We start from the raw sequence: 24121 nt of genomic DNA on the forward strand, positions 1-24121 counted from the left end.
CTGCCCTGGCCTGCTGCACGGTATAAAGCCCGGGTTCCAACCGCCACGAGTCCCACCATGAAACTGCTGATCGTCGAAGACCAACCCAAAACCGGCCACTACCTGCGCCAGGGCCTGAGCGAGGCCGGCTTCAACGCCGAACTGGTGGCCGACGGCAGCACCGGCCAGCACCTGGCCCTGACCGGCGACTACGCTCTGCTGATTCTCGACGTGATGCTGCCGGGTCGCGACGGCTGGCAGATCCTCCAGGCGGTGCGCAGCGCCGGGCTGGAAGTGCCGGTACTGTTCCTCACCGCCCGGGATGCCGTGCAAGACCGGGTGCACGGCCTGGAACTGGGGGCCGACGACTACCTGGTCAAGCCTTTTGCCTTCTCCGAACTGCTGGCCCGGGTCCGCAGCCTGCTGCGCCGGGGCAGCGCCGTGGCCCAGGAAACCAGCCTGCAACTGGCAGACCTGCGCCTGGACCTGATCCGCCGCCGGGTAGAACGCGGCAGCCAGCGCATCGACCTGACCGCCAAGGAATTCGCCCTGCTGGAAATGCTCCTGCGGCGCCAGGGCGAAGTCCTGCCCAAGTCGCTGATTGCCTCCCAGGTCTGGGACATGAATTTCGACAGCGATACCAACGTCATCGAAGTAGCCATCCGCCGCCTGCGCCTGAAGATCGACGACGTTTTCCCGAACAAACTGATCCATACCGTACGCGGCATGGGCTACGTGCTCGAAGAGCGCCAGGCCTGATGCGCCGCCTGTCCCTGAGCGGGCGCCTGGCGCTGCTGTTCGCCGCCTGCACCGCAGTGGTCTCATTGTTGGCGGGGGTGTTGTTCAGCCGCGCCAGCGAAGCCCATTTCATCGAACTGGATCAGCAACTGCTGGACGGCAAGCTGCTGGCCCTGCGCAGCGCCTTGCAGGATGTCAACGAGGCCGGGGACTTCCCCCCGAGCCAGGCCAGACTGCAGGACGAGCTGAGCCACCAGCCGGACCTGCAGCTACGAGTCGGCGACGTCAATGGCCAGCTCTGGTTCGACAGCGCCCCCGACCTGCCCGCCTCTCTGCCTGGCGGTGCCGGCCTGCGCAGCCTGGAGCAGGCCGGCACCGCCTACCGGCTCTACACAGCAGCGCTGAATCCCGGCCAGGCGGCCTCGCCGCAATTGACCCTGATCCTCGACATCACCCATCACCAGCACTTTCTGCAGCGCATGCAACACCTGATCTGGCTCACCGTGGGCCTCTCGGCCCTGGCCACTGCCCTGCTCGGCGCCTGGGCCGCCCGCAGTGGCCTGCGCCCGTTGCGGCGCATGGGCGCGGTGGCCGCCGGGGTCTCCGCCAGTTCCCTGACCCAGCGCCTGCCCCAGGAACAGATGCCCGCCGAGCTGGCGGAACTGGCCAGCAGCTTCAACGCCATGCTGGGCCGTCTTGAAGAGTCGTTTCAGCGCCTCTCGGCATTTTCCGCCGACATCGCCCATGAACTGCGCACCCCTTTGTCGAACCTGCTGACCCACACCCAGGTCACCCTGACCCGCCCCCGGCCGCTGGAGGACTATCGCGAAGCCCTGCACAGCAACCTGGAGGAGCTGCAATGGATGGCGCAACTGGTCAACGACATGCTGTACCTGGCCAAGGCCGACCACGGCTTGCTTACACCCAGGCGCGAAGCGCTGGAGCTGGCCCAGGAAACCGACATGCTGCTGGAGTTCTATGGCCCCCTGGCCGAAGACGCACAGATCGAACTGACCCGTGAAGGCCAGGCCGGCTTTGCCGGGGACCGCAGCATGCTGCGCCGGGCGTTGTCCAACCTGCTGGACAATGCCCTGCGCTTCACTCCGGCCGGGGGCGCGGTCAAGGTGCGCATCAATGAAAGTGCCGAGCACCTGAGCCTGAGCATCGAGAATACCGGTGAAGGGATCGCCCAGGATGTACTACCGCGCCTGTTCGACCGCTTCTACCGGGCCGACCCGGCACGGCGCGAAGGCAGCAGTGAACATGCGGGGTTGGGGCTGGCGATCACTCAGTCGATCATTCGTGCCCACGGCGGGCAGATCCGATGCGAATCGGCGGCGGGCTGGACCCGTTTCGTGATCGAGTTGCCAAGGCAGGATTGAGGGACTGTTCGCCGGCCAGCCGGCTCCTGCACCAATCGGACAGGAGCCGGCGGCCGGCGAAGGCGGGTCTCAGGAGTAGCGCAAAGCGTGGGCCGGCTCGACCTTGGACGCGCGCCAGGCCGGATACACGGTCGCCAGGAAGCTCAGAACGAAGCCGGCACCACAGATCAGCACCACGTCGCCGCCCTGCAGTTCAGAAGGCAGGTTACTGACGAAATACACATCGGAGCTGAAGATCTGCTGGCCGCTGATTCTTTCCAGCCAGCCCACCAGCTCACTCACGTTCAGTGCCGCGATTACCCCCAGCACCCCGCCGATCAGGGTGCCGACGATACCGATCACCGTCCCCTGGACCATGAAGATCGCCATGATCTGCCGTGGTGTGGCGCCGATGGTGCGCAGGATCGCGATGTCCGCCCCCTTGTCATTCACCACCATGATCAAGGTGGCGATGATGTTGAATGCCGCCACCGCCACGATCATCAGCAGCAACAGGCCGATCATGGTCTTTTCCATCTTCATCGCGCTGAACAGGCTGCCCTGGGTGTGGGTCCAGTCATCGGCGCGGAAGTCCGCCCCCAGGCCCTTGGCGATATCCGCCGAGACCTTTGGCGCGGCATACAGGTCCTTGACCGCCAGGCGCACGCTCTGCACCTGGTTCGGCTGCCAGTGCTGCATTTCTGCAGCATCGGCCACATGAATCAGGCCCATGGAGCCATCCAGCTCGGCCCCCACCTTGAATACCCCAACCACGTTGAGGCGTTGCATGCGCGGGGTGATCCCCCCCGGTGCAGTGCTCACTTCAGGCACGATCAGGGTCAGCTTGTCGCCGACGTTCAGGCGAAAGCGCCGGGCCGTGATCTCGCCGATCACCACGCCGAACTCGCCAGGTTTCAGGTCTTGCAGGCTGCCCTGGACAATATGCTGGGCAACGATGGACACCTTGCCTTCCTGGGCCGGATCGATGCCGCTGATCTGGATCGGCTGCATCGCCCCCTTGTAGGAGAGCATCCCCTCCATCTCGGTAAAGGGCACCGCGGCGGTGACTTCCGGATTCTTCAGGGCCGCCGCGGCCACCGGCTGCCAGTCATCGATGGGCTTGACCCCAACGATAGTGGCGTGGGGCACCATACCGAGGATGCGCGAGCTCATTTCCCGCTGGAAGCCGTTCATCACCGACAGCACCACGATCATCGCCAACACGCCCAGGGCGAGGCCGATCATCGAGGTCATGGAAATGAACGAGACAAAACGATTGCGCCGCTTGGCGCGGGTGTAGCGCGTGCCGATAAAGATCGATAAAGGTCTGAACATGGGCAAGGCACCCTGGAAAGATTAATGACCCGGCATCGACAGCCCAGCCGCCGACGCCGTGTGCGGGCGCATCAGATAGCGACCAGGTGACCTTCTTGCAGGTGCAGTACGCGGTCCATCTGTCGAGCCAGGTTCATGTCGTGGGTCACCACCAGGAAGGCGGTGCGCATCGAGGTACTGAGCTCCAGCATCAGGTCCTGAATTCCCTGGGCCGTGTGCGAGTCGAGGTTGCCGGTGGGCTCATCGAGCATCACCAGCCCCGGCTTGTTCACCAGCGCCCGGGCAATGGCCACCCGCTGGCGCTCGCCACCGGACAGCTCGGCCGGTTTGTGCTCCAGCCGATGGCCGAGCCCGACCCGCTCCAGCAGCGCGGTGGCACGCTGACGGGCTTCCGGGATCGGCGTGCGGCCAATCAGCAGCGGCATGCAGACGTTCTCCAGCGCGGTGAACTCCGGCAGCAGGTGGTGGAACTGGTAGACGAAGCCCAGGGCGCGGTTGCGCAACTGGCCGCGGGCCTTCTCGCCCAGCGCCGAAAGCTCCTCGCCCGCCAGCCAGACGCTGCCCTTGGATGGCGTATCCAGGCCGCCCAGCAGGTTGAGCAAGGTACTCTTGCCCGAGCCGGAAGTGCCGACGATGGCCACTCGCTCACCCGGGTGCAGCTCCAGTTGCAGGCCAGACAGGACCACCACCGATTCCGGGCCTTCCTCATAGGACTTGCCCAAGTCGCGGCAGCTCAGGATTGCTTTTTCACTCATGCCCAACTCACTCATAACGTAGCGCCTCCGCAGGCTGGGTGCGCGCCGCACGCCAGGCTGGATACAGGGTGGCGAGGAAACTCAGGACCAATGCCGCGCCGCAGACCATCAACACATCCTCGGCCATCAGTTGCGACGGCAGGTAGTCGATGAAATACACGTCGGCATTCAGGAATTTGTGGCCGATCAGGCCTTCAAGGGCGGAAATCGCGGCACTCACGTTCAGCGCCGCCAGCATCCCCAGCACAGCACCGATCAAGGTGCCGACCACGCCGATCACCGTGCCCTGGACCATGAAGATCGCCATGATGGTTCCCGGCGTCGCCCCCAGGGTGCGGAGAATGGCGATATCGCCCTTCTTGTCGTTCACCACCATCACCAGGGTCGAGATGATGTTGAACGCGGCCACCGCGACGATCAGCAGCAGCAACAGGCCGATCATGGCTTTTTCCATGCGGATGGCCTGGTACAGGTTGCCGTGGGTACGGGTCCAGTCGCGGGCGTAATAGTGGTTCTCACCCAGCTGCTGGGCGATTTCCCAGGCGGTGCGCGGGGCCTGGAACAGGTCGTCGAACTTCAGCCGCAGGCCTTGTACCTGATCCGCCTTCCAGCGGTGCAGGCGACCCAGGTCCTGGAGGTTGGTCAGGCCCAGGTAGCCGTCGATCTCGCCGGCGCCGACATGGAAGATGCCCACCACGGTAAAACGCTTCATCCGTGGGAACATCCCGGCCGGGGTCACCGTGACTTCCGGGGCGACGAAGGTCAGCTTGTCTCCCAGGCCGACACCCAGCTTGGTTGCCGCCTTGTCACCAATGACAATGCCGAAGCTACCCGGCGCCAGCGCGTCCAACTGCCCCTGCTGCATGAAGTGGTCGATGATCGACACCTGCCGCTCCTGCTCAGGGTCGATGGCATTGAGCAGCACCTTCTGCACCTGGCCGTTGTTGGTCAACAGGCCCTGCATCTGGGTGAACGGTGCCACCGCCAGCACTTTGGGGTTCTGCTTGACCTTGCCGGCCAGGCTTTGCCAGTCGCTGATGGGTTCGCCGGATTCGATGGTGGCGTGGGGCACCATGCCCAGCACGCGGGTGCGCATCTCATGATCGAAGCCGTTCATCACCGACAGCACCACGATCATCACGATCACGCCAAGGGCGAGTCCGATCATCGAAGTCAGGGAAATGAATGACACAAAATGATTGCGACGCTTTGCACGGGTGTAACGCGTGCCGATAAAAGCAAACAGAGGTCTGAACATGTCGGGGCTTGTGCAGAGGAAAAGAAGACGTCCTTGTGGCGGGGCCTGGTAAGCAGCTTTACACTCAGACCACTGCCTCTACCATGGGTTCGCCATGTCGACATTAGATGAAGAAGATCGCCGCGAATACTACCGTATCGAGGACACGATCGCACTGGAAATTAGCCCCTTGTCCGCCCTCGACGCGGCGAGCAAGGAAGTGTTGCAGGATGAGTCCCCACTGTTCAATCTGCTCAGTGAACTGCACCTGAGTGAATTCGAATCCCAGCATCTGCTGCGCCAGGTCAGCGAGCGCGATCGCACCCTGGCCAGCTACCTCAAGGCCATGAACAAACGCATCGACCTGCTCAGCCAGGTGGTGGCGCAAACGGTGTTCGGCAAGTTCGGCGAGCCGCAGCGGGTCATTCTGTCCGAGGGCGGCATCGAATTCAGCCATCACCAGTGCTACCCAAGCGGCAGCCATCTTGCGGTGAAGCTGTTGCTGATGCCGCAGGCCCTGGGCCTGCTGCTGCGGGCCAAGGTCACCCACTGCGAGCCCCAGAGCTTTGGCACCTTCGAGATCGGCACCGAGTTCGAAGCATTGACCGATGCCCAACGCCAGCTGCTGGCGCGCTATATCCTGCAGAAACAGGCCCAGCAACGCCGCCAGGCCCGGGAGCAGAGCGACCCCGCCGCCGGCTGAGCAGTACGCCCGACCCTCTCTTAAGGAACAACATCCGTGAAGGAGCAATTGTGACCCTGATCTATGGCCATCGCGGCGCTAAAGGCGAAGCACCCGAAAATACCCTGACCAGCTTTCAGGAGTGCCTCAAGCACGGCGTGCGCCGTTGCGAGCTCGACTTGCACCTGTCCATGGACGGCGAGTTGATGGTGATCCACGACCCGACCCTCAAGCGCACCACAGACCGGCGCGGCAAAGTGGTGGAGCATTCCGCCGCCGAGCTGGTGACCTACGACGCGCGCAAGGGCGGCCCGGGCTGGGTCAACCCCTGCCCCATTCCGCGCCTGGAAGAGCTGTTCGAGAAATGCGACTTCGAGCACTGGCAGCTGGAGGTCAAGAGCGCCTCGCGCACTCGCGCCGCCACCACAGTGCTGGCGATTCGCGAAATGGCCCAGCGTTTCGGCCTGCTGGACAAGGTCACCGTGACCTCAAGTTCTCGGGAAGTATTGAAGGCCGCCGTGGAGCTGACCCCGGACCTGTCCCGCGGACTGGTAGCCGAATACGCCTGGCTCGACCCATTGAAGGTCGCCCAGAGCTATGGCTGCGAGATTCTGGCGTTGAACTGGACGCTGTGCACCCCAGAGCGTCTGCAACGGGCGCAGCGCCAGGGCTTGCATGTGTCGGTATGGACGGTCAACGAGCCTGCGCTGATGCGCAGGCTCGCCGACTTCGGCGTAGATAGCCTGATTACAGACTTTCCCGGTTTGGCCAGCGCCACCCTCGAGAATCGCTGAAATCGGTCTCCCCGGCCGGCTCAGGCCACCGGCCGGAGCCGCTCAAAAAAGCCGGTTGAGGCCATCGTATGCCGCTACCCGATAGGCTTCGGCCATGGTCGGGTAGTTGAAGGTGGTGTTGACGAAGTACTTCAGGGTGTTGAGCTCGCCCGGCTGGCTCATGATCGCCTGGCCGATGTGCACGATCTCCGAAGCCTGGTAGCCGAAGCAATGGACGCCGAGGACTTCCAGGGTTTCCCGGTGGAACAGGATCTTCAGCATGCCTTGAGGCTCGCCGGCGATCTGCGCACGGGCCATGCCCTTGAAGAACGCCTTGCCCACCTCGTAAGGCACCTTGGCCTGGGTCAGTTCCTGCTCGTTCTTGCCGATGGAGCTGATCTCGGGAATGGTGTAGATCCCGGTCGGCACGTCGTTGACGAAGCGCCAACTGCCGTTGTCGACAATACTGCCGGCCGCGGAACGACCCTGGTCGTGGGCGGCACTGGCCAGGCTCGGCCAGCCGATCACGTCACCGGCCCCGTAGATGTTCGGCACGCAGGTGCGGTAGTTCTCGTCGACTTCGATCTGGCCGCGGCTGTTGACCTTGACCCCGATGTTCTCCATGCCCAGCTTGTCGGTGTTGCCGGTACGGCCGTTGCACCAGAGCAAGGCGTCGGCCTTGATCTTCTTGCCGGACTTGAGGTGCAGGATCACGCCGTTGTCCACACCTTCAACGCGGTCGTATTCCTCGTTGTGGCGCACGGTGATGTTGTTGTTGCTGAAGTGGTAGCTCAGGGCCTGGGAAATTTCCGAATCCAGGAAGCTCAGCAACTGGCCGCGGTTGTCCACCAGCTCCACCAGAACCCCCAGGCCACTGAAGATCGAGGCGTATTCGCAACCGATGACCCCGGCGCCGTAGACGATGAGTTTGCGCGGGGTATGGCCGAGGCTGAGGATGGTGTCGCTATCGTAGATACGCGGGTGGCTGAAATCGATATCCGCGGGGCGATAGGGGCGCGAGCCGGTGGCAATGATGATGTGCTTGGCTACCAGCTTTTCCACCACGCCGTTGGCGCAGACCACTTCCACGGTCTGCTCGTCGGCGAAGCTGCCAGTGCCGAAGAACACATCGACCCGGTTGCGGGCGTAGTAGCCGGTACGCGAGGCCACTTGCTTGGAGATGACCTTCTCGGCGCTCTTGAGCACGTCCGGGAAGGAGAACCAGCGCGGCTCGCCAATGGCCCGGAACATCGGGTTGGTGTTGAACTGCATGATCTGCCGGACCGAGTGACGCAGGGCCTTGGACGGGATGGTACCCAGGTGGGTGCAGTTGCCGCCGACCTGGCGACGGCTATCGACCATCGCCACTTTGCGTCCTGCTTTCGCGGCGTTCATCGCCGCACCTTCTCCAGCGGGGCCTGAGCCCAGCACCACTACGTCGTAGTTGTAGACAGCCATGCGTACTCCTCAGAACAGGCCGAGACACCCTTCTGGCGTCTCCGGCTAAATCATGCCGCGGCCAGCGGCATGAAGGATCAATTTGGCTCGGTTACGAACCCGGGCACAGTCTATAGAAGCGTCAACGCCGCGCACATTAACCCTTGGTCGCGTCGTAGGCTACTTTTGCCTGCACTACAGGCTGCGCAACAGCGCACCAGGTTATTGTTTTTGCCCGGCCAGCAGCGCATCGAAAGCCGGGTTGCTGCGTGTGACGAAACCTGTAGCGCTGCGCATCACAAAAAATCCGGCGATGCCGTGTTTTTCCGCGTAGTCCCAGCCCGCCTCCGGGCCGAGTATCAGCAACAGCGTCGACAGGCCATCGGCCATCAACGCCGAAGGATGAATCACCGTTACCGAGGCCAACGGGTGGGCGATGGGTTGGCCGAGCCGGGCATCGAAGGTATGGGAGTAACGCCGGCCGTCCTGCTCGAAGTAATTACGGTAGTCGCCGGAAGTGGAAACGCCAAAACCATCCAGGGCGATCACCCGCTGGGCTACCTGCTGGTCATCACGCGGCTCCTCCAGGGCTATCCGCCATGGTGAGCCGTCGGGCTTGCGACCCACGGCCTTGAGCTCACCGGTGGCTTCGGCAAGGAAGCTGTCGATCCCCAGTTGCGTGAGCCGGGCAGCGATGCGGTCCACCGCATAGCCGGCGGCGATGCTGTTGAAATCCACCTCCACCGGCGCATCCTTGCACAGCTCCTGCCCTTCGATACGCAGGTGAGCGTGCCCTACCCGCTGCCGCACCTCAGCCAGGGCTGACGCGCCGGGAACCTTTTCCTCGCGCCCCTGAGGGCCAAAACCCCAGAGATCCAGCAGCGGTTCCACTGTCAGGTCGAAGGCGCCATCGCTGTCCCGGGACAACTGCTCACCCACTCGCACCAACTGCAACACCGGCTCCGGCATCGGCTGGCAGCTATCGGCGGGCAAGGCGTTGAAACGCTCGATGTCCGAATCGCTGCGATAGGTGGACATCTGCCCGTCGACCTCGGCCAGAATCCCCTCGACCTCAGCCTGTACCAGCGACGGCGCCGGCCCCTGGGCGTGGCGCACATACTGCACCGACCAGGTGCTGCCCATGGTCGGCCCGGAGAGGCTTTCCAGGCGCTCGCCGCCACAACCGGCCAACAGCACCAGCGCGGTGTACAAAGCGCTCCATCGCGATCGTTGCTTACCCGACAAGGTGTTCCTCCCGATCAACCGCCCTGCTGGGCCAGCTGGCAGTACAAATGGCCATTATGCGACAGACGGAGGCCGCCTGCCCGGCGTCCCACCGCCTTGGCTACGGGCAGAACCTTGATCTAGAGCCGCCCTGCCACCCCAAGAGTTTTTGTTGCCGGATGGCTTTCATACACATATCGTTACAAAACTGTTCAGCGTGCAGCCTCGAGCCCCGACTTTGCAGTAAGGGACGCATAACGACCAGGGATTGCTAACAAGACAGCCAAAGTGAGTGAAAAAAATGTCCACGACCACGGGCAAAGGCAAGGCGATCTTTCGCGTTGTCAGCGGCAACTTTCTCGAGATGTTCGACTTCATGGTCTACGGCTTCTACGCCACGGCGATTGCCAAGACCTTCTTTCCTGCGGACAGCGCCTTCGCCTCGTTGATGCTGTCCCTGGCGACCTTTGGCGCGGGCTTCCTGATGCGCCCCCTGGGAGCGATTTTCCTCGGTGCCTACATTGACCGTCACGGCCGTCGCCAAGGCCTGATCATTACCCTGGCACTGATGGCCGCGGGCACCGTGCTGATTGCCTGCGTGCCGGGCTACGCCACCCTTGGCGTCGCCGCGCCCTTGCTGGTGCTGCTGGGTCGCCTGCTGCAGGGCTTTTCCGCCGGTGTCGAACTGGGTGGGGTGTCGGTGTACCTGGCCGAAATCTCCACGCCGGGCCGCAAGGGCTTCTTCGTCAGTTGGCAGTCGGCCAGCCAACAGGCCGCAGTGGTCTTCGCCGGCCTGCTGGGCGTAGGCCTGAACCACTGGCTGAGCCCCGAGCAAATGGGTGACTGGGGCTGGCGCGTGCCGTTCCTGGTGGGCTGCATGATTGTTCCGGCGATCTTCATGATCCGTCGCTCCCTGGAAGAGACGCCGGAGTTCCAGGCCCGCAAGCATCGCCCTTCGCTGCAGGAAATCGTCCGTTCCATCGGCCAGAACTTCGGCATCGTCATCGCCGGCATGGCTCTGGTGGTGATGACCACCGTGTCCTTCTACCTGATCACCGCCTACACCCCGACCTTCGGCAAGGCCGAACTGCACCTGTCGGACTTCGACGCCCTGCTGGTAACCGTGTGCATCGGTCTGTCGAACTTCTTCTGGCTGCCGGTCATGGGGTCACTGTCGGACAAGATCGGCCGCAAGCCGCTGCTGCTGGGGGCGACCATCCTGGCCATCTTCACGGCTTATCCGGCACTGTCCTGGCTGGTGGCCAACCCCAGCTTCAGCCACCTGCTGATCGTCGAGCTGTGGCTGTCTTTCCTCTATGGCTCGTATAACGGCGCGATGGTGGTGGCCCTGACTGAAATCATGCCGGTGGAAGTGCGCACCACGGGTTTCTCCCTGGCCTACAGCCTGGCCACCGCGACCTTCGGCGGCTTTACCCCGGCGGCCTGCACCTACCTGATCCACGTCCTGGGCAATCAGGCGGCTCCGGGCATCTGGCTCAGTGGCGCGGCGGTGCTGGGGCTGATCGCCACCCTGGTGCTGTTCCGCGGCAATCGCCACGAACTGCGTACCGCGCAAGCGGCAACAGCGCGCGGCGCCTGAGACAAACGCTTCGCTGGCAAGCCAGCTCCTACGGTTGCGCCGACCTGGCTTGCCGGCGCAAGCCACAAACAAAAACGCCCCGACAGGTCGGGGCGTTTTCATTTCAGCAGTCGCTTAGCGTGGGAACGCTGGCGGGTTGACCCCGGCCATGTCTTCCATCACGCGCACTACCTGGCAGCTGTAACCGAACTCGTTGTCGTACCAGACGTACAGAACAACGCGGTTGTCCTGAACGATGGTCGCTTCAGCGTCGACCACACCGGCGTGACGCGAGCCCACGAAGTCGGTGGACACCACTTCCTGCGAGTTGACGAAGTCGATCTGCTTGTGCAGGTCGGAGTGCAGCGCCATGTAGCGCAGGTACTCGTTCATCTCTTCACGGGTGGCGGCTTTCTCGAGGTTCAGGTTGAGAATGGCCATCGACACGTTTGGCGTCGGAACGCGGATCGCGTTACCGGTCAGCTTGCCGGCCAGCTCAGGCAAGGCCTTGGCAGCAGCAGTAGCAGCACCGGTCTCGGTGATCACCATGTTCAGCGCGGCGCTACGGCCACGGCGATCGCCCTTGTGGAAGTTGTCGATCAGGTTCTGGTCGTTGGTGTACGAGTGAACGGTTTCGACGTGACCGTTGATGATGCCGAACTTGTCATTCACAGCCTTCAGCACCGGCACGATGGCGTTGGTGGTGCAGGAAGCGGCGGACACGATCTTGTCGTCAGCGGTGATTTCGTTGTGGTTGATACCGTGAACGATGTTCTTCAGCTTGCCTTTGCCTGGCGCGGTCAGAACAACGCGATCGATACCCGGGCAGGCCAGGTGCTGGCCCAGACCGTCGGCGTCACGCCATACACCGGTGTTGTCCACCAGCAGAGCGTCCTTGATGCCGTACTGGGTGTAGTCCACCTCGGTCGGGTTCTTCGCGTAGATGACCTGGATCAGGTTACCGTTGGCGGTGATGGTGTTGTTTTCTTCGTCGATGGTGATGGTGCCGTTGAACGAACCGTGCACCGAGTCGCGACGCAGCAGGCTGGCGCGCTTGGTCAGGTCGTTTTCGGCGCCCTTGCGCACCACGATGGCGCGCAGACGCAGGCCGTCGCCACCACCGGTTTTCTCGATCAGGATGCGCGCCAGCAGACGGCCGATACGACCGAAGCCGTACAGGACTACGTCAGTGCCTTTGCGGGCCGAAGCATTTTGCTGGCCAACCACATCAGCCATTTCTTCGCGAACGAACTGCTCGGCGCTGCGGCCATTGCCTTCGTTACGGAATTTGAACGCCAACTTGCCCAGGTCTACCGATGCCGCGCCGAGCTTGAGCTCGCTCATGGCTTTAAGCAGAGGGAATGTTTCGTGGACGGAGAGTTCGCTATCGTCGGAGGAACGGTGGCGAGCAAAGCGGTGAGCTTTGAGAATCGCGATGACAGACTGGTTGATCAGGCTGCGGCCATAGATCGAGCTCACCACGTTGTTATTGCGGTAGAGCTGACCGATAAGCGGAATCATCGCTTCTGCGAGTGCTTCACGGTCGATCCATTCACCAAGACACTGGTCGGGCTTCTGAGTCACGGGAACCTTCCACATGTAGGGGCAGAAAAAAGGGGCTACATTATGCCGCCCAGTTCCTGTCGTAGCAATGCGCGCCTGTCGTGCGGAACGTAACAAAAAGCCCTTGCAAAAAAACACCACTGTGCTGGAGACCAGTAAAACCGCGGCTTCCAGCAGCGTCAATTTTTTGGACATCACACCAGCCTGTCTGTAACCCTCCGTAACACCAGCCACAATCGGCACTACATTTCAGGTCAAGAAGCGCATTTTGTTGTCATAGCCACTACATTTGCCCCAACCAGCGTATTAGACGCATCAGCCACTGACAGTGGCTGCCCGGGGCCGTTACAATTACCGACTTTGTCGCAACGCTTGGAGCTTGACCGTCCGTGCCCGTCCTGCGTCTACCGCTACTCCCTGCCGCCGCCGGCAAACAGCATTGGGGCAACTTGCCCGGTGCCGCCCTGAGCCTGGCCATCGCCGAAGCCGCCAGCGCTGCCAAGCGCTTCACCCTCCTGCTGACTGCCGACAGCCAAAGCGCTGACCGGCTGGAACAGGAGCTGAGCTTCTTCGCCCCGGATCTGCCGGTGCTGCATTTTCCTGACTGGGAAACCCTGCCCTACGACCTGTTCTCGCCGCACCAGGACATCATTTCCCAGCGCATCGCCAGCCTCTATCGGCTGCCTGAACTGGAACATGGCGTGCTGGTGGTGCCGATCACCACTGCCCTGCACCGCCTGGCGCCCACCCAGTTCCTGCTGGGCAGCAGCCTGGTGCTGGACGTCGGCCAGAAGCTCGATGTGGAACAGATGCGCACCCGCCTGGAAGCCAGTGGTTACCGCTACGTGGACACCGTCTACGAACACGGCGAATTCACCGTGCGCGGCGCACTGATCGATCTGTTTCCCATGGGCAGCAAGCTGCCCTATCGCATCGACCTGCTCGACGACGAAATCGAGACCCTGCGCACCTTCGATCCGGAGAACCAGCGCTCCATCGACAAGGTCGACTCGGTGCGCCTGCTGCCGGCCAAGGAGTTCCCGCTGCAGAAAGAAGCGGTGACCCGCTTCAAGGCGCGCTTTCGCGAACGCTTCGATGTGGACTTCCGCCGCTGCCCGATCTTCCAGGACCTGAGCAGCGGGATTACCCCGGCCGGTATCGAGTACTACCTGCCGCTGTTCTTCGAAGAGACCTCGACCCTGTTCGACTACCTGCCCCAGGACACCCAGGTGTTTTCCCTACCGGGCATCGAACAGGCCGCGGAAAACTTCTGGAACGATGTACGCAACCGCTATGAAGAGCGCCGCGTCGACCCTTCGCGCCCGCTCCTGCCCCCGGCCGAACTGTTCCTGCCAGTGGAAGACTGCTTCGCCCGGCTGAAGAACTGGCCGCGAGTGGTGGCCAGCCAGCAGGACATCGAAACCGGTGTCGGCCGCGAACGCTTCCCGGCCCACGAGCTGCCGAACCTGGCCATCGAAGCCAAGGCCAACCAGCCGCTGGCAGCACTTTCGGGCTTTCTCGACGAGTTCCCCGGGCGAGTGCTGTTCACCGCCGAATCCGCCGGCCGCCGGGAAGTACTGCTGGAGCTGCTGGAGCGCCTCAAGCTGCGGCCCAAGACCGTCGACAGCTGGCCGGACTTCGTCGCCAGCAAGGAACGCCTGGCAATCACCATCGCCCCGCTGGACGAAGGCCTGGTGCTGGACGATCCGGCCCTGGCCCTGGTGGCCGAAAGCCCGTTGTTCGGCCAGCGAGTGATGCAGCGTCGGCGCCGGGAAAAGCGCGCCGATGCCAACAACGATGCGGTGATCAAGAACCTCACCGAGCTGCGTGAAGGCGCGCCGGTGGTGCACATCGACCATGGCGTCGGTCGCTACCTGGGCCTGGCGACCCTGGAAATCGACAACCAGGCCGCCGAGTTCCTGACCCTGGAATACGCCGAGGGCGCCAAGCTTTATGTGCCCGTGGCCAACCTGCACCTGATCGCCCGCTACACCGGCAGCGACGACGCCCTCGCGCCCCTGCATCGCCTGGGCTCGGAAGCCTGGCAGAAGGCCAAGCGCAAGGCCGCCGAACAGGTGCGCGATGTAGCTGCCGAACTGCTGGACATCTATGCCCGCCGCGCCGCCCGCGAAGGCTATGCCTTTGCCGACCCGAAGGCCGACTACGCCACCTTCAGCGCCGGTTTTCCCTTCGAGGAAACCCCGGACCAGCAAAGCACCATCGAAGCGGTGCGCGAAGACATGCTGTCGGGCAAGCCCATGGACCGCCTGGTATGCGGCGACGTGGGCTTCGGCAAGACCGAAGTGGCCATGCGCGCGGCCTTCATCGCGGTCCACGGCGGCAAGCAAGTGGCGATCCTGGTGCCCACCACCCTGCTCGCCCAGCAGCACTACAACAGCTTCCGCGACCGCTTCGCCGACTGGCCGGTGACCGTGGAAGTGATGAGCCGCTTCAAGTCCACCAAGGAAGTGAATGCTGCGGTGGCGGACCTCGCCGAAGGCAAGATCGACATCGTCATCGGCACCCACAAGCTGTTGCAGGACGATGTGAAGATCAAGAACCTGGGGCTGGTGATCATCGACGAAGAACACCGTTTCGGTGTCCGCCAGAAAGAGCAGCTCAAGGCGCTGCGCAGCGAAGTCGACATCCTGACCCTGACCGCCACGCCGATCCCGCGGACCCTGAACATGGCGGTCTCGGGCATGCGCGATCTGTCGATCATCGCCACGCCACCGGCCCGGCGCCTGTCGGTGCGCACTTTCGTCATGGAGCAGAACAAGAGCACGGTCAAAGAGGCCCTGCTGCGCGAACTGCTGCGTGGCGGCCAGGTGTACTACCTGCACAACGACGTGAAGACCATCGAGAAATGCGCCGCCGACCTGGCCGAACTGGTGCCCGAGGCGCGGATCGGCATCGGCCACGGGCAGATGCGCGAACGCGAACTCGAACAGGTGATGAGCGACTTCTATCACAAGCGCTTCAACGTGCTGATCGCCTCGACCATCATCGAGACCGGCATCGACGTGCCCAGCGCCAACACCATCATCATCGAGCGCGCCGACAAGTTCGGCCTGGCCCAGTTGCACCAGTTGCGCGGTCGGGTCGGGCGCAGCCACCACCAGGCCTACGCATACCTCTTGACGCCACCGCGCCAGCAAATCACGCCGGACGCGGAAAAACGCCTGGAGGCCATCGCCAACACCCAGGACCTGGGCGCCGGCTTCGTCCTGGCCACCAACGACCTGGAGATCCGTGGCGCTGGCGAACTGCTGGGCGACGGCCAGAGCGGGCAGATCCAGGCCGTGGGCTTCACCCTCTACATGGAAATGCTCGAACGCGCGGTGAAGGCCATCCGCAAGGGCGAACAACCGAACCTCGACCAGCCACTGGGTGGCGGCCCGGAAATCAACCTGCGCCTGCCGGCACTGATTCCCGAGGACTACCTGCCGGACGTGCATGCGCGCCTGATCCTCTACAAGCGCATCGCCTCGGCCACCGACGAGGACGGCCTGAAGGACCTGCAAGTGGAGATGATCGACCGCTTCGGCCTGCTGCCGGAGCCGACCAAGAACCTGATCCGCCTGACCCTGCTCAAACTCCAGGCCGAGCAACTGGGGATCAAGAAGGTCGACGGCGGCCCACAAGGCGGCCGCATCGAGTTCGCCGCAGATACACCAGTGGACCCACTGGCCTTGATCAAACTGATCCAGGGCCAGCCCAAACGCTACAAATTCGAAGGCGCAACCCTGTTCAAGTTCATGGTGCCGATGGAGCGCCCGGAAGAGCGCTTTAATACATTGGAGGCACTGTTTGAGCGCCTCACCCCGAAATCTGCTTGAAGGACGCCCCATGCGCCTGTTCCGCTCCCTGACCCTGCTCCTGGCCCTGGTCGCGCCAACGGCCTTTGCCGATGACCTGTACCAGGTGGAAATGATCCTCGTACGGCAGAACGCCGAGCCGCTGATCGTCAGCCGTGCAGCCCCCGAAGACTGGGCCGCCGGCGCTCAACGGCTGAGCCCGGACAGCCTGCGTACCCCAGCCCTGGGCAGCATCGTGGAAAAGCTCGGCGCCAGCGGCAGCTACAGCGTGCTATTGCACAAGGCCTGGCAACAGACCCTGGGGGAAACCCCGGTGAAGGTTGCCCTCAGCGATGGCCTGGAACAGTTCGGCCAGTTCCCCATCGAAGGCACCCTGAGCCTGAAGCTCGGGCGCTTCACCGATGTGGACGCGGACTTCTGGGTCAACCAGATCGACAGCAACGGCCTGGTCACCAGCAGCGAGCGCCTGAAACAGCAGAGCCATACCAAGAATGGCCAGCTCAACTACCTGGACAACGGCCACCTGGCGCTGCTGATCAAGATCACCTCGCTGACCGCACCGGCACCGCGCCCCGCTCCAACTGAAATTCCGGACTGATCGAAGTCCCTATGACCCCGCCCCTGACCAAACCCCTGGCCCCCTCCTGGGTCAACCGCTTCAAGGAACAAGCCTTGGAGCGTGGCCGGCGCTACGCCCTGGAAAAACGCGTGCGCATCGCCACGGCTGGAGACAGCGCTATCACCGCCAGTTGTGAAGGCTCCGGTGGCACTATGTACCGGCAGACCATCACCCTGCGCGAATCGAGCAAGGGCAACCTGCTGCTGATCGACGCCCACTGCACCTGCCCAGTACGCAGCAACTGCAAGCACATCGCTGCGGTGCTGCTACAAGTGGAGGAAACCCTGGCCTACCCGGCGGCTGCCCAAGACGCCGAACTGCTGGAAAAGCTCTCCGCAGTCCTCGACAGTCGTCGCCCCGCCGCCCTGCCCCAGGTACTGCTGGAGGACGTGCACCCGGTGCCGCGGCTGTGGCTGGCAAGCATCGAATTCAGCGCCTTCGAACCGCGCAACGGCAAGATGCAGCGCTACATCCAGCACCGCGCCGCACTGTCGTTCAACTATAGGGGCGAATACGCCAGCGGGCAGAAGAACACCGATGTGATCATCCGCCAGGAACACCAGAGCCTGCGCATCAAGCGCCAGCCCGAGCTGGAACAGGGCTGGCGCGAGCAATTGCGAGGCCTGGGCTTCAAGATCGCCACCCGGCAGAGCAAGGCACTGCCGGAAAGCGCCGGCGAGCTGTTCGAGATGGTCAACGACAGCGCCTGGCTGACCTTCACCCTCAACGAGCTGCCCAAGCTGCGCAGCCAGGGCTGGGAGCTGCAGATCGACGAAGGCTTCGGCTTCGACCTGACGGCGGTGGACGACTGGTACGCCAGTGTCGACGAGGCCCCGGGCCGCGACTGGTTCGACCTGGAACTGGGGATCATCGTCAACGGCGAGCGCTTGAGCCTGCTGCCGATTTTGCTCAACCTGATGCGCTCGCACACCGAGATCCTCAATCCGGAGCGCCTGGCCAAGCGCCGCGACGACGAGCTGATCCTGGTGAACATTCCCAATCGGCCCAACTCCCTGCATGGCCCGCTGCAAGTGGCACTGCCCTATGGCCGCCTGAAGCCGGTACTGGCAACCCTGGGCGAGTTCTATCTGCAAGAACCCGGCGATACCACCCTGCGCTTGAGCAGCGCCGACGCCACCCGCCTCAACCCGTTGCAGGACCTGCCACTGCTATGGGAAGGCGGCGAACACATTCGCACCTTCGCCCAGCGCCTGCGGGACATCCGCGACTACTCGGCGCCGGCGCCCCAGGGCCTGAACGCCACCCTGCGCCCCTATCAGCTCGAAGGCCTGAGCTGGATGCAGTCACTGCGCCAGCTGGAAGTGGGCGGCATCCTGGCCGACGACATGGGCCTGGGCAAGACCCTGCAAACCCTGGCGCACATACTCAGCGAGAAGAACGCCGGGCGCCTGGACCGCCCCTGCATGGTGGTAATGCCCACCAGCCTGATTCCCAACTGGCTGGACGAGGCCGCGCACTTCACCCCGCAGCTCAAGGTACTGGCGCTGTATGGCGCCGGGCGCAAGAAACACTTCGCCCAGCTGGGCGACCATGACTTGCTGCTGACCACCTATGCGTTGCTGCCCAAGGACATCGAACTGCTGGCGGCCCAGCCCCTGCATGTGCTGATCCTCGATGAGGCGCAGTACATCAAGAATCCGTCGAGCAAGGCCGCCCAGGCCGCTCGGGAACTCAATGCCCGGCAGCGCCTGTGCCTGTCCGGCACGCCGCTGGAAAACCATCTGGGGGAGCTCTGGTCGCTGTTCCACTTCCTCTTGCCGGGCTGGCTCGGCGATGCCAAGAGCTTCAACCGTGACTACCGGGTACCGATTGAAAAGCACGCCAGCGAGGTGCGCCTGCAGCACCTCAACGGCCGGATCAAGCCCTTTCTGCTGCGCCGTACCAAGGAGCAAGTGGCCACCGAACTGCCGCCCAAGACCGAGATCATCCACTGGGTCGAGCTCAACGAGGCGCAGCGTGATGTCTACGAAACCATGCGCCTGGCCATGGACAAGAAAGTGCGCGACGAAATCACCCGCAAAGGTGTGGCGCGCAGCCAGATCATCATTCTTGAAGCCCTGCTCAAACTGCGCCAGGTGTGCTGCGACCTGCGCCTGGTCAACGACTCGCCACCCACACGGGGCAGCTCCTCAGGCAAGCTCGACAGCCTGATGGAAATGCTTGAAGAACTGTTCGAAGAGGGCCGGCGGATTCTGCTGTTCTCGCAGTTCACCTCGATGCTGAGCCTGATCGAGGCCGAGCTGAAGCGGCGCAACATCGCCTACGCCTTGCTCACCGGCCAGACCCGGGACCGGCGCACTCCGGTACGGGACTTCCAGAGCGGCAAGCTGCAGATTTTCCTGATCAGCCTCAAGGCCGGCGGTGTCGGCCTCAACCTGACCGAAGCCGATACGGTGATTCACTACGACCCGTGGTGGAACCCGGCCACCGAGAGCCAGGCTACCGACCGCGCCTATCGCATCGGCCAGGAAAAGCCCGTGTTCGTCTACAAGCTGATTGCCCGAGGTACGGTGGAAGAAAAGATCCAGCACCTGCAGCAGGAAAAATCGGACCTGGCGGCAGGCGTGCTTGATGGGCGCAAGGCCGGTGACTGGAAGCTGCAGAGCGACGACATCGAAGCCTTGTTCGCCCCACTGCCGGACAACAAGGGCGGCCGCTGAGACCGGCCACGTGCGGGGGCATCCAGAATTGCCCGGAGCCCCCTTGCGAAGTCGTCAGTCGATCAACTGGGCATCCTTGAGGGCACCCAGCGCCGCCAACCAACGCGGATCCTGCTTGTACTCGATATTGGCGAAGGCCTGGCCACGCATGCGCGCGATGCGTGGCGAAGGCTGTACCTTGAGGCGCTGCACGGCACTCAGGGCCAGCTCGGCGGCAGCACGGTCATTGCATACCAGCCCCATGTCGCAACCGGCGGTCAGCGCCGCTTCGATCCGGCTTGCCGCGTCTCCGACGACATGGGCGCCGGCCATGGACAGGTCATCGCTGAAGATCACCCCGTCAAATTGCAGCTCGCCACGCAGGATGTCCTGCAACCAGTAGCGCGAGAAGCCGGCCGGTTGAGGGTCGACTTGCGGATAGATGACGTGCGCAGGCATCACTGCCGCCAACTGCTTGCTCAGACGAGCAAAGGGCAGCAGGTCCTTGGCACGGATTTCATCCAGACTGCGCTCGTCATTGGGGATCGCCACATGGGAGTCGGCCTCGGCCCAGCCGTGCCCGGGAAAGTGCTTGCCGGTAGCGGCCATGCCGGCGCTGTTCATACCGCGGATAAACGCACCGGCGAGCAACGCCGCCTGTTCGGGGTCGCCCTCGAAAGCCCGGCTGCCCACCACCGCGCTGCGCCGGTGATCGAGGTCCAGTACCGGGGCGAAGCTCAGGTCCAGCCCCACTGCCAGCACCTCGGCGGCCATGACCCAGCCACACTGCTCGGCCAGGTACTCGGCATTCGGATTGTCGGCCAGGGCACGCATGGCCGGCAGGCGCACAAAGCCCTGGCGCAGACGCTGCACCCGACCGCCCTCCTGGTCCACGGCCAACAACAGGTCCGGGCGAATCGCGCGAATCGCCGCGCACAGCTCCCGTACCTGGCGCGGATGTTCGATATTGCGGGCAAAGATGATCAACCCACCGACCTGCGGCTGACGCAGGAGTTGGCGATCTTCGGCCGTCAGCCAGGTACCGGCGACGTCCACCATCAAAGAGCCTTGCAGGCCAGCAGTCATAGAAATTCCTTAAGCACTACGATGGCTTCCAGGCAACGCTGATCGAGCCGCATCCGCATGGATGCAGCCGGCCGAGCAGCATCGGCGCAGGGAAGGCACGGGATATAGAACGAGAATCGGCATGGGCGGCTAGCTTAGCGGATGTAAGCTGTCGCGCCCACCCGTGGGTCAGGCCTTGGCGGCTGCCGGGGCCGATTTGCTGCGCGGCTTGAGCTGGGCGCTGGCCATGGCTTCGTCGGTGACGCCGGTTTCGGCACGCATGCCCGCGGCGAGGAACGGCACCATCAGGCGCATCACCTGCTCGATGGAGGTATTGACCCCGAAATCGGTTTCGGCGATAGCCCGCAGCGCCTTGATCCCGGACATGCTGAACGCCGCAGCACCGAGCATGAAGTGCACGCGCCAGAACAGCTCGATGGGCGGAATACGCGGCGCCGCTTCGTTGACCAGCAGCATGTAGCGGCGGAACACCTTGCCGTACATGTCCTCCAGATAACGCCGCAAATGCCCCTGGCTCTGGCTGAACGCCAGCCCCAGCAGACGCATGAAGATCGACAGGTCGTTACCGCTGCGCGGCTGCACTACCAGGGCCTGCTCGACGAGGATCTCCAGCAGCTCTTCCAGGCTCGGCTTGTTCTCCGGCCTGGACTGGCGGCGCTCAAGCTCACGATCGAGACTGATGCAGAACGGGCCGAGGAAACGCGAGAATACCGCCTGGATCAAGGCCTTCTTGGACCCGAAATGATAGTTGACCGCTGCCAGGTTGACCCCGGCCTTGCTGGTGATCAGCCGCAATGAGGTTTCGGCAAAACCTTTTTCCGCGAACAACTGCTCGGCAGCATCGAGAATGCGTTCAACGGTTTCCGACTGGGCCATGGCTACTCCGCCTGACAAACACTTGTTTGAAACATACGTTTCAGGCTTTGCAATGTCAAGCCTGCCGGCCTCTGCGCAAGCCGTCCGGCGCGCTATTTAATCACACCTGCCGGCCACTGTAGCCAGCCTTCGGCGCAGGATTGCGGCCCCCGGATGACAACCGCTCGGCCGCCACAGGCAAAAGGAGGATTGCCAAGCGACGTTCACTGTATATAATCCCAGTCACTGTATAAAAAGACAGAGCGATCGACATGCTAAAACTGACGCCACGCCAAGCTGAGATTCTGGCTTTTATCAAACGCTGCCTCGAAGACAACGGCTACCCGCCCACCCGTGCGGAAATTGCCCAGGAACTGGGATTCAAATCGCCCAACGCCGCTGAGGAACACCTCAAGGCCCTGGCCCGCAAAGGCGCCATCGAGATGACCCCGGGTGCCTCCCGCGGAATCCGCATTCCCGGCTTCGAAGCCAAGGCCGACGATACCCTGCCGATCATTGGCCGTGTCGCCGCCGGTGCACCGATCCTGGCCCAGCAGCACATCGAAGAGTCCTGCAATATCAACCCGACCTTCTTCCACCCTCGCGCCGATTACCTGCTTCGCGTCCATGGCATGAGCATGAAGGACATCGGCATCTTCGACGGCGACCTGTTGGCGGTACACACCACTCGCGAGGCCCGCAATGGCCAGGTCGTGGTGGCGCGCATCGGTGATGAGGTCACGGTCAAGCGCTTCAAGCGCGAAGGCAGCAAGGTCTGGCTGATTGCCGAGAACCCTGAATTCGCCCCCATCGAAGTCAACCTGAAAGATCAGGATCTGGTGATCGAAGGCTTGAGTGTCGGCGTCATTCGCCGCTAAAGGAGGCTCCATGCAGTTCCCCCACACACCACAGCAAGCACAACTGCCACTGTTCGAGGCGTTCCTGGCCCAGCCATTGGCGCCCGCCCTCAAGGAAGTGGTCGAATCGCCCTGGAACAAAGATCCAGAAGCCTTCAGCGAGCTGTCGTTACGCGGCGCCGCCGGGAACTGCCTGAACCTATTGGCACCTATCCTTCGGGAACTCAGCCAGGACCAGGACGCGCGCTGGCTGACACTGATCGCCCCGCCCTCCAGCCTGACCCAAAGCTGGCTACGGGACGCCGGCCTGAATCGCGAGGGGATCCTGCTACTGCACCCCCGGGGCAATCAGAGCCCGCAACAGCTCGCCTGCGAGGCCCTGCGCCTGGGTCGCAGTCATACCGTAGTCAGCTGGTTGAACCCGTTGAGCGCCAGCGCCCGGCAACAGCTGATCAGCGCCGCACGGACTGGCGATGCGCAGAGCCTGAATATTCGCCTGGGATGAAACACCGGGAAAGCGTGGGATTTACGCTTGAATGACACAAGGCTTCTCCAGGATTGAGAAGCCGGAACAAATGCGACGGATGACCGGAGAAACCCGATAGACGGGCTTAGTGCAGAACCCGCGGGCCATCTTCCTTGTCAATTTCACCTTCAACCAATCGACCGGCCATCTGTACGCCGACGCTCAACATGGCCTTGGCCACTTCCACGTGCTGACCTTGCAGAAAGGCTTTGGCATCCTCGGAGAAATCCAAAGTAACCAGAGAACCCTCGTCCTCAGCTCTGCGCAGCTCGATACGGCCGTCTGGCAACTCGACAATTTCTAGAAAGGACGTTGGCATAAAGGTCTGGTCTCCACGAAAGGGCGGGATTATATCAGTCATCACCCCCGCCCCGCTCAGGATCTTGCAAGGGGGTCGTGCCCCCTCACCAGGAATTACTTCCCGATCCTTGCAATCAACACCTAGCCACACCGACCCCAAGCCCGCGCCAGCCCCCTTCAAAAATTCGGCTTGTATTCAAAACCCGCCGAGGCCTGGCTGTCGGAAAACGGCGTGATCAGCGACTTCTTCAGGGCCAACCGATTGACCAAGGAGCCGGGAAACATCTGAATGGAGTTGTTGAAGTGCTCCACATTCAGGTTGAACAGGGTAATCGCCCCACCGATATTGCCTTCCTGCTCGGCAACCTCACGCATCAGGTTGCTCAACAACTCGACGGACTTGAGGTCGGGATAGGCCTCAAACGCAAGATTCAAACCGCCCAGCAAAGCCTTGGTGCCCTGGTCTACCGACTTGAGCGCATCACCGTCGGCTGCGGATGGCAAGCTACCAATGGCACTACGCAGCCCAACGATCTTTTCCAGCAACTGGCTTTCGTAGGCCTGGAAGCCAGCCACTTGCGGCTCCAGCATGTCCAGCACCTTGATCCTCTGGCGCTGGTAGGTCAGCACATCCGACCAGGCCCGCTGGGCACGGTTATGCGCACCGACAATCTTGTTGTAGTGCACATAGGCAAGAACGCCCAAGGCAATCGCGATGACCAGCAACAACTCCATAC

20 protein-coding genes are annotated in these 24121 nt (G+C 62.9%); 10 read left to right on the forward strand and 10 right to left on the reverse strand.

Features of this window, described 5'->3' with window-relative positions:
- Window positions 1-57 precede the first annotated feature (57 nt).
- Together M2395_RS11210 and M2395_RS11215 are read left to right on the forward strand one after the other, a co-directional pair.
- Window positions 58-738 carry a heavy metal response regulator transcription factor gene (locus M2395_RS11210; RefSeq protein ID WP_123430290.1) on the forward strand — a complete coding sequence of 227 codons (681 nt, stop codon included), beginning with the start codon at window positions 58-60 and terminating at the stop codon, window positions 736-738.
- The gene (locus M2395_RS11215; protein ID WP_123430289.1) at window positions 738-2099 is read left to right on the forward strand and encodes a heavy metal sensor histidine kinase; all 1362 of its coding nucleotides are present in this window, start codon (window positions 738-740) and stop codon (window positions 2097-2099) included. The genes M2395_RS11210 and M2395_RS11215 overlap by 1 nt, the downstream gene beginning before the upstream one ends.
- Before the next feature lie 69 nt (window positions 2100-2168).
- On the opposite strand, the gene M2395_RS11220 is transcribed toward M2395_RS11215, so the two are convergent.
- From M2395_RS11220 to M2395_RS11230, 3 genes are all read right to left on the reverse strand, one after another.
- Entirely contained in the window at window positions 2169-3413 is a 1245-nt protein-coding gene (locus tag M2395_RS11220; protein WP_011060283.1) for a lipoprotein-releasing ABC transporter permease subunit, read from the reverse strand.
- A gap of 71 nt (window positions 3414-3484) precedes the next feature.
- Window positions 3485-4168: a lipoprotein-releasing ABC transporter ATP-binding protein LolD gene (gene lolD, locus M2395_RS11225; RefSeq protein WP_015634822.1), complete on the reverse strand. Its 684-nt coding sequence runs from the start codon at window positions 4166-4168 to the stop codon at window positions 3485-3487.
- Between the two features lie 7 nt (window positions 4169-4175).
- Entirely contained in the window at window positions 4176-5426 is a 1251-nt protein-coding gene (locus M2395_RS11230) for a lipoprotein-releasing ABC transporter permease subunit (protein ID WP_123430288.1), read from the reverse strand.
- Between the two features lie 94 nt (window positions 5427-5520).
- On the opposite strand from M2395_RS11230, the gene M2395_RS11235 reads away from it, so the two are divergent.
- Both M2395_RS11235 and M2395_RS11240 read left to right on the forward strand, forming a co-directional pair.
- Entirely contained in the window at window positions 5521-6108 is a 588-nt protein-coding gene (locus M2395_RS11235; RefSeq protein WP_065363467.1) for a PilZ domain-containing protein, read from the forward strand.
- 50 nt (window positions 6109-6158) lie between these two features.
- Window positions 6159-6881, forward strand: a complete 723-nt coding sequence (locus M2395_RS11240) for a glycerophosphodiester phosphodiesterase family protein (protein ID WP_015634820.1) — start codon at window positions 6159-6161, stop codon at window positions 6879-6881.
- A 42-nt stretch (window positions 6882-6923) separates the two neighbouring features.
- Here the strand turns inward: M2395_RS11240 and sthA are convergent, their stop codons facing one another.
- A complete protein-coding gene (gene sthA / locus M2395_RS11245; RefSeq protein WP_011060278.1) occupies window positions 6924-8318 on the reverse strand; it encodes a Si-specific NAD(P)(+) transhydrogenase in 1395 nt (464 codons plus the stop codon).
- Window positions 8319-8519: 201 nt separating this feature from the next.
- Window positions 8520-9494: an FAD:protein FMN transferase gene (locus M2395_RS11250; protein WP_072451724.1), complete on the reverse strand. Its 975-nt coding sequence runs from the start codon at window positions 9492-9494 to the stop codon at window positions 8520-8522.
- A 328-nt stretch (window positions 9495-9822) separates the two neighbouring features.
- Here M2395_RS11250 and M2395_RS11255 point away from each other — a divergent pair, with 328 nt between their 5' ends.
- A complete protein-coding gene (locus M2395_RS11255; protein WP_011060276.1) occupies window positions 9823-11121 on the forward strand; it encodes an MFS transporter in 1299 nt (432 codons plus the stop codon).
- A gap of 114 nt (window positions 11122-11235) precedes the next feature.
- Here the strand turns inward: M2395_RS11255 and M2395_RS11260 are convergent, their stop codons facing one another.
- Complete coding sequence (locus tag M2395_RS11260; protein ID WP_011060275.1) at window positions 11236-12699, reverse strand: glyceraldehyde-3-phosphate dehydrogenase; 1464 nt, start codon at window positions 12697-12699, stop codon at window positions 11236-11238.
- Between the two features lie 353 nt (window positions 12700-13052).
- On the opposite strand from M2395_RS11260, the gene mfd reads away from it, so the two are divergent.
- Genes mfd through M2395_RS11275 form a run of 3 tightly spaced genes read left to right on the forward strand, consistent with a single transcriptional unit; the run spans window position 13053 to window position 19781 of the window.
- On the forward strand, window positions 13053-16502 hold the full coding sequence (mfd, locus tag M2395_RS11265) for a transcription-repair coupling factor (protein ID WP_053150136.1): 3450 nt from the start codon (window positions 13053-13055) through the stop codon (window positions 16500-16502).
- Window positions 16503-16512: 10 nt separating this feature from the next.
- Window positions 16513-17079 carry a CsiV family protein gene (locus M2395_RS11270; protein ID WP_041116957.1) on the forward strand — a complete coding sequence of 189 codons (567 nt, stop codon included), beginning with the start codon at window positions 16513-16515 and terminating at the stop codon, window positions 17077-17079.
- An 11-nt stretch (window positions 17080-17090) separates the two neighbouring features.
- Complete coding sequence (locus M2395_RS11275) at window positions 17091-19781, forward strand: DEAD/DEAH box helicase (protein ID WP_015634816.1); 2691 nt, start codon at window positions 17091-17093, stop codon at window positions 19779-19781.
- A gap of 54 nt (window positions 19782-19835) precedes the next feature.
- On the opposite strand, the gene nagZ is transcribed toward M2395_RS11275, so the two are convergent.
- Window positions 19836-20834, reverse strand: a complete 999-nt coding sequence (nagZ, locus tag M2395_RS11280) for a beta-N-acetylhexosaminidase (RefSeq protein WP_185057769.1) — start codon at window positions 20832-20834, stop codon at window positions 19836-19838.
- Between the two features lie 180 nt (window positions 20835-21014).
- The gene (locus M2395_RS11285; RefSeq protein WP_011060270.1) at window positions 21015-21722 is read right to left on the reverse strand and encodes a TetR/AcrR family transcriptional regulator; all 708 of its coding nucleotides are present in this window, start codon (window positions 21720-21722) and stop codon (window positions 21015-21017) included.
- A gap of 251 nt (window positions 21723-21973) precedes the next feature.
- Between M2395_RS11285 and lexA the strand changes: the two genes are divergently transcribed.
- Together lexA and sulA are read left to right on the forward strand one after the other, a co-directional pair.
- Entirely contained in the window at window positions 21974-22579 is a 606-nt protein-coding gene (gene lexA / locus M2395_RS11290) for a transcriptional repressor LexA (RefSeq protein ID WP_011060269.1), read from the forward strand.
- A gap of 10 nt (window positions 22580-22589) precedes the next feature.
- Window positions 22590-23063, forward strand: a complete 474-nt coding sequence (gene sulA / locus M2395_RS11295; protein WP_011060268.1) for an SOS-induced cell division inhibitor SulA — start codon at window positions 22590-22592, stop codon at window positions 23061-23063.
- 106 nt (window positions 23064-23169) lie between these two features.
- Here sulA and M2395_RS11300 read toward each other — a convergent pair whose 3' ends face one another.
- Window positions 23170-23403 (reverse strand): hypothetical protein, encoded by a 234-nt coding sequence (locus M2395_RS11300; protein ID WP_011060267.1) that lies wholly within the window; start codon window positions 23401-23403, stop codon window positions 23170-23172.
- A gap of 158 nt (window positions 23404-23561) precedes the next feature.
- The gene (locus M2395_RS11305; RefSeq protein ID WP_015634814.1) at window positions 23562-24119 is read right to left on the reverse strand and encodes a LemA family protein; all 558 of its coding nucleotides are present in this window, start codon (window positions 24117-24119) and stop codon (window positions 23562-23564) included.
- Window positions 24120-24121 lie beyond the last annotated feature (2 nt).

It is taken from the genome of Pseudomonas sp. BIGb0176 (assembly GCF_024810175.1).
GTDB classification, from domain to species: Bacteria; Pseudomonadota; Gammaproteobacteria; order Pseudomonadales; family Pseudomonadaceae; genus Aquipseudomonas; species Aquipseudomonas protegens.

What these genes read in the sequence shown, in the direction of transcription:
- M2395_RS11210 (WP_123430290.1), top strand. Translation starts at nt 58, where the DNA reads ATGAAACTGCTGATCGTCGAAGACCAACCCAAAACCGGCCACTACCTG.
- M2395_RS11215 (WP_123430289.1), top strand. Translation starts at nt 738, where the DNA reads ATGCGCCGCCTGTCCCTGAGCGGGCGCCTGGCGCTGCTGTTCGCCGCC.
- M2395_RS11220 (WP_011060283.1), bottom strand. Translation starts at nt 3,413, where the DNA reads ATGTTCAGACCTTTATCGATCTTTATCGGCACGCGCTACACCCGCGCC.
- lolD (WP_015634822.1), bottom strand. Translation starts at nt 4,168, where the DNA reads ATGAGTGAAAAAGCAATCCTGAGCTGCCGCGACTTGGGCAAGTCCTAT.
- M2395_RS11230 (WP_123430288.1), bottom strand. Translation starts at nt 5,426, where the DNA reads ATGTTCAGACCTCTGTTTGCTTTTATCGGCACGCGTTACACCCGTGCA.
- M2395_RS11235 (WP_065363467.1), top strand. Translation starts at nt 5,521, where the DNA reads ATGTCGACATTAGATGAAGAAGATCGCCGCGAATACTACCGTATCGAG.
- sthA (WP_011060278.1), bottom strand. Translation starts at nt 8,318, where the DNA reads ATGGCTGTCTACAACTACGACGTAGTGGTGCTGGGCTCAGGCCCCGCT.
- M2395_RS11255 (WP_011060276.1), top strand. Translation starts at nt 9,823, where the DNA reads ATGTCCACGACCACGGGCAAAGGCAAGGCGATCTTTCGCGTTGTCAGC.
- M2395_RS11260 (WP_011060275.1), bottom strand. Translation starts at nt 12,699, where the DNA reads ATGTGGAAGGTTCCCGTGACTCAGAAGCCCGACCAGTGTCTTGGTGAA.
- M2395_RS11270 (WP_041116957.1), top strand. Translation starts at nt 16,513, where the DNA reads ATGCGCCTGTTCCGCTCCCTGACCCTGCTCCTGGCCCTGGTCGCGCCA.
- M2395_RS11275 (WP_015634816.1), top strand. Translation starts at nt 17,091, where the DNA reads ATGACCCCGCCCCTGACCAAACCCCTGGCCCCCTCCTGGGTCAACCGC.
- M2395_RS11285 (WP_011060270.1), bottom strand. Translation starts at nt 21,722, where the DNA reads ATGGCCCAGTCGGAAACCGTTGAACGCATTCTCGATGCTGCCGAGCAG.
- lexA (WP_011060269.1), top strand. Translation starts at nt 21,974, where the DNA reads ATGCTAAAACTGACGCCACGCCAAGCTGAGATTCTGGCTTTTATCAAA.
- sulA (WP_011060268.1), top strand. Translation starts at nt 22,590, where the DNA reads ATGCAGTTCCCCCACACACCACAGCAAGCACAACTGCCACTGTTCGAG.
- M2395_RS11300 (WP_011060267.1), bottom strand. Translation starts at nt 23,403, where the DNA reads ATGCCAACGTCCTTTCTAGAAATTGTCGAGTTGCCAGACGGCCGTATC.
- M2395_RS11305 (WP_015634814.1), bottom strand. Translation starts at nt 24,119, where the DNA reads ATGGAGTTGTTGCTGGTCATCGCGATTGCCTTGGGCGTTCTTGCCTAT.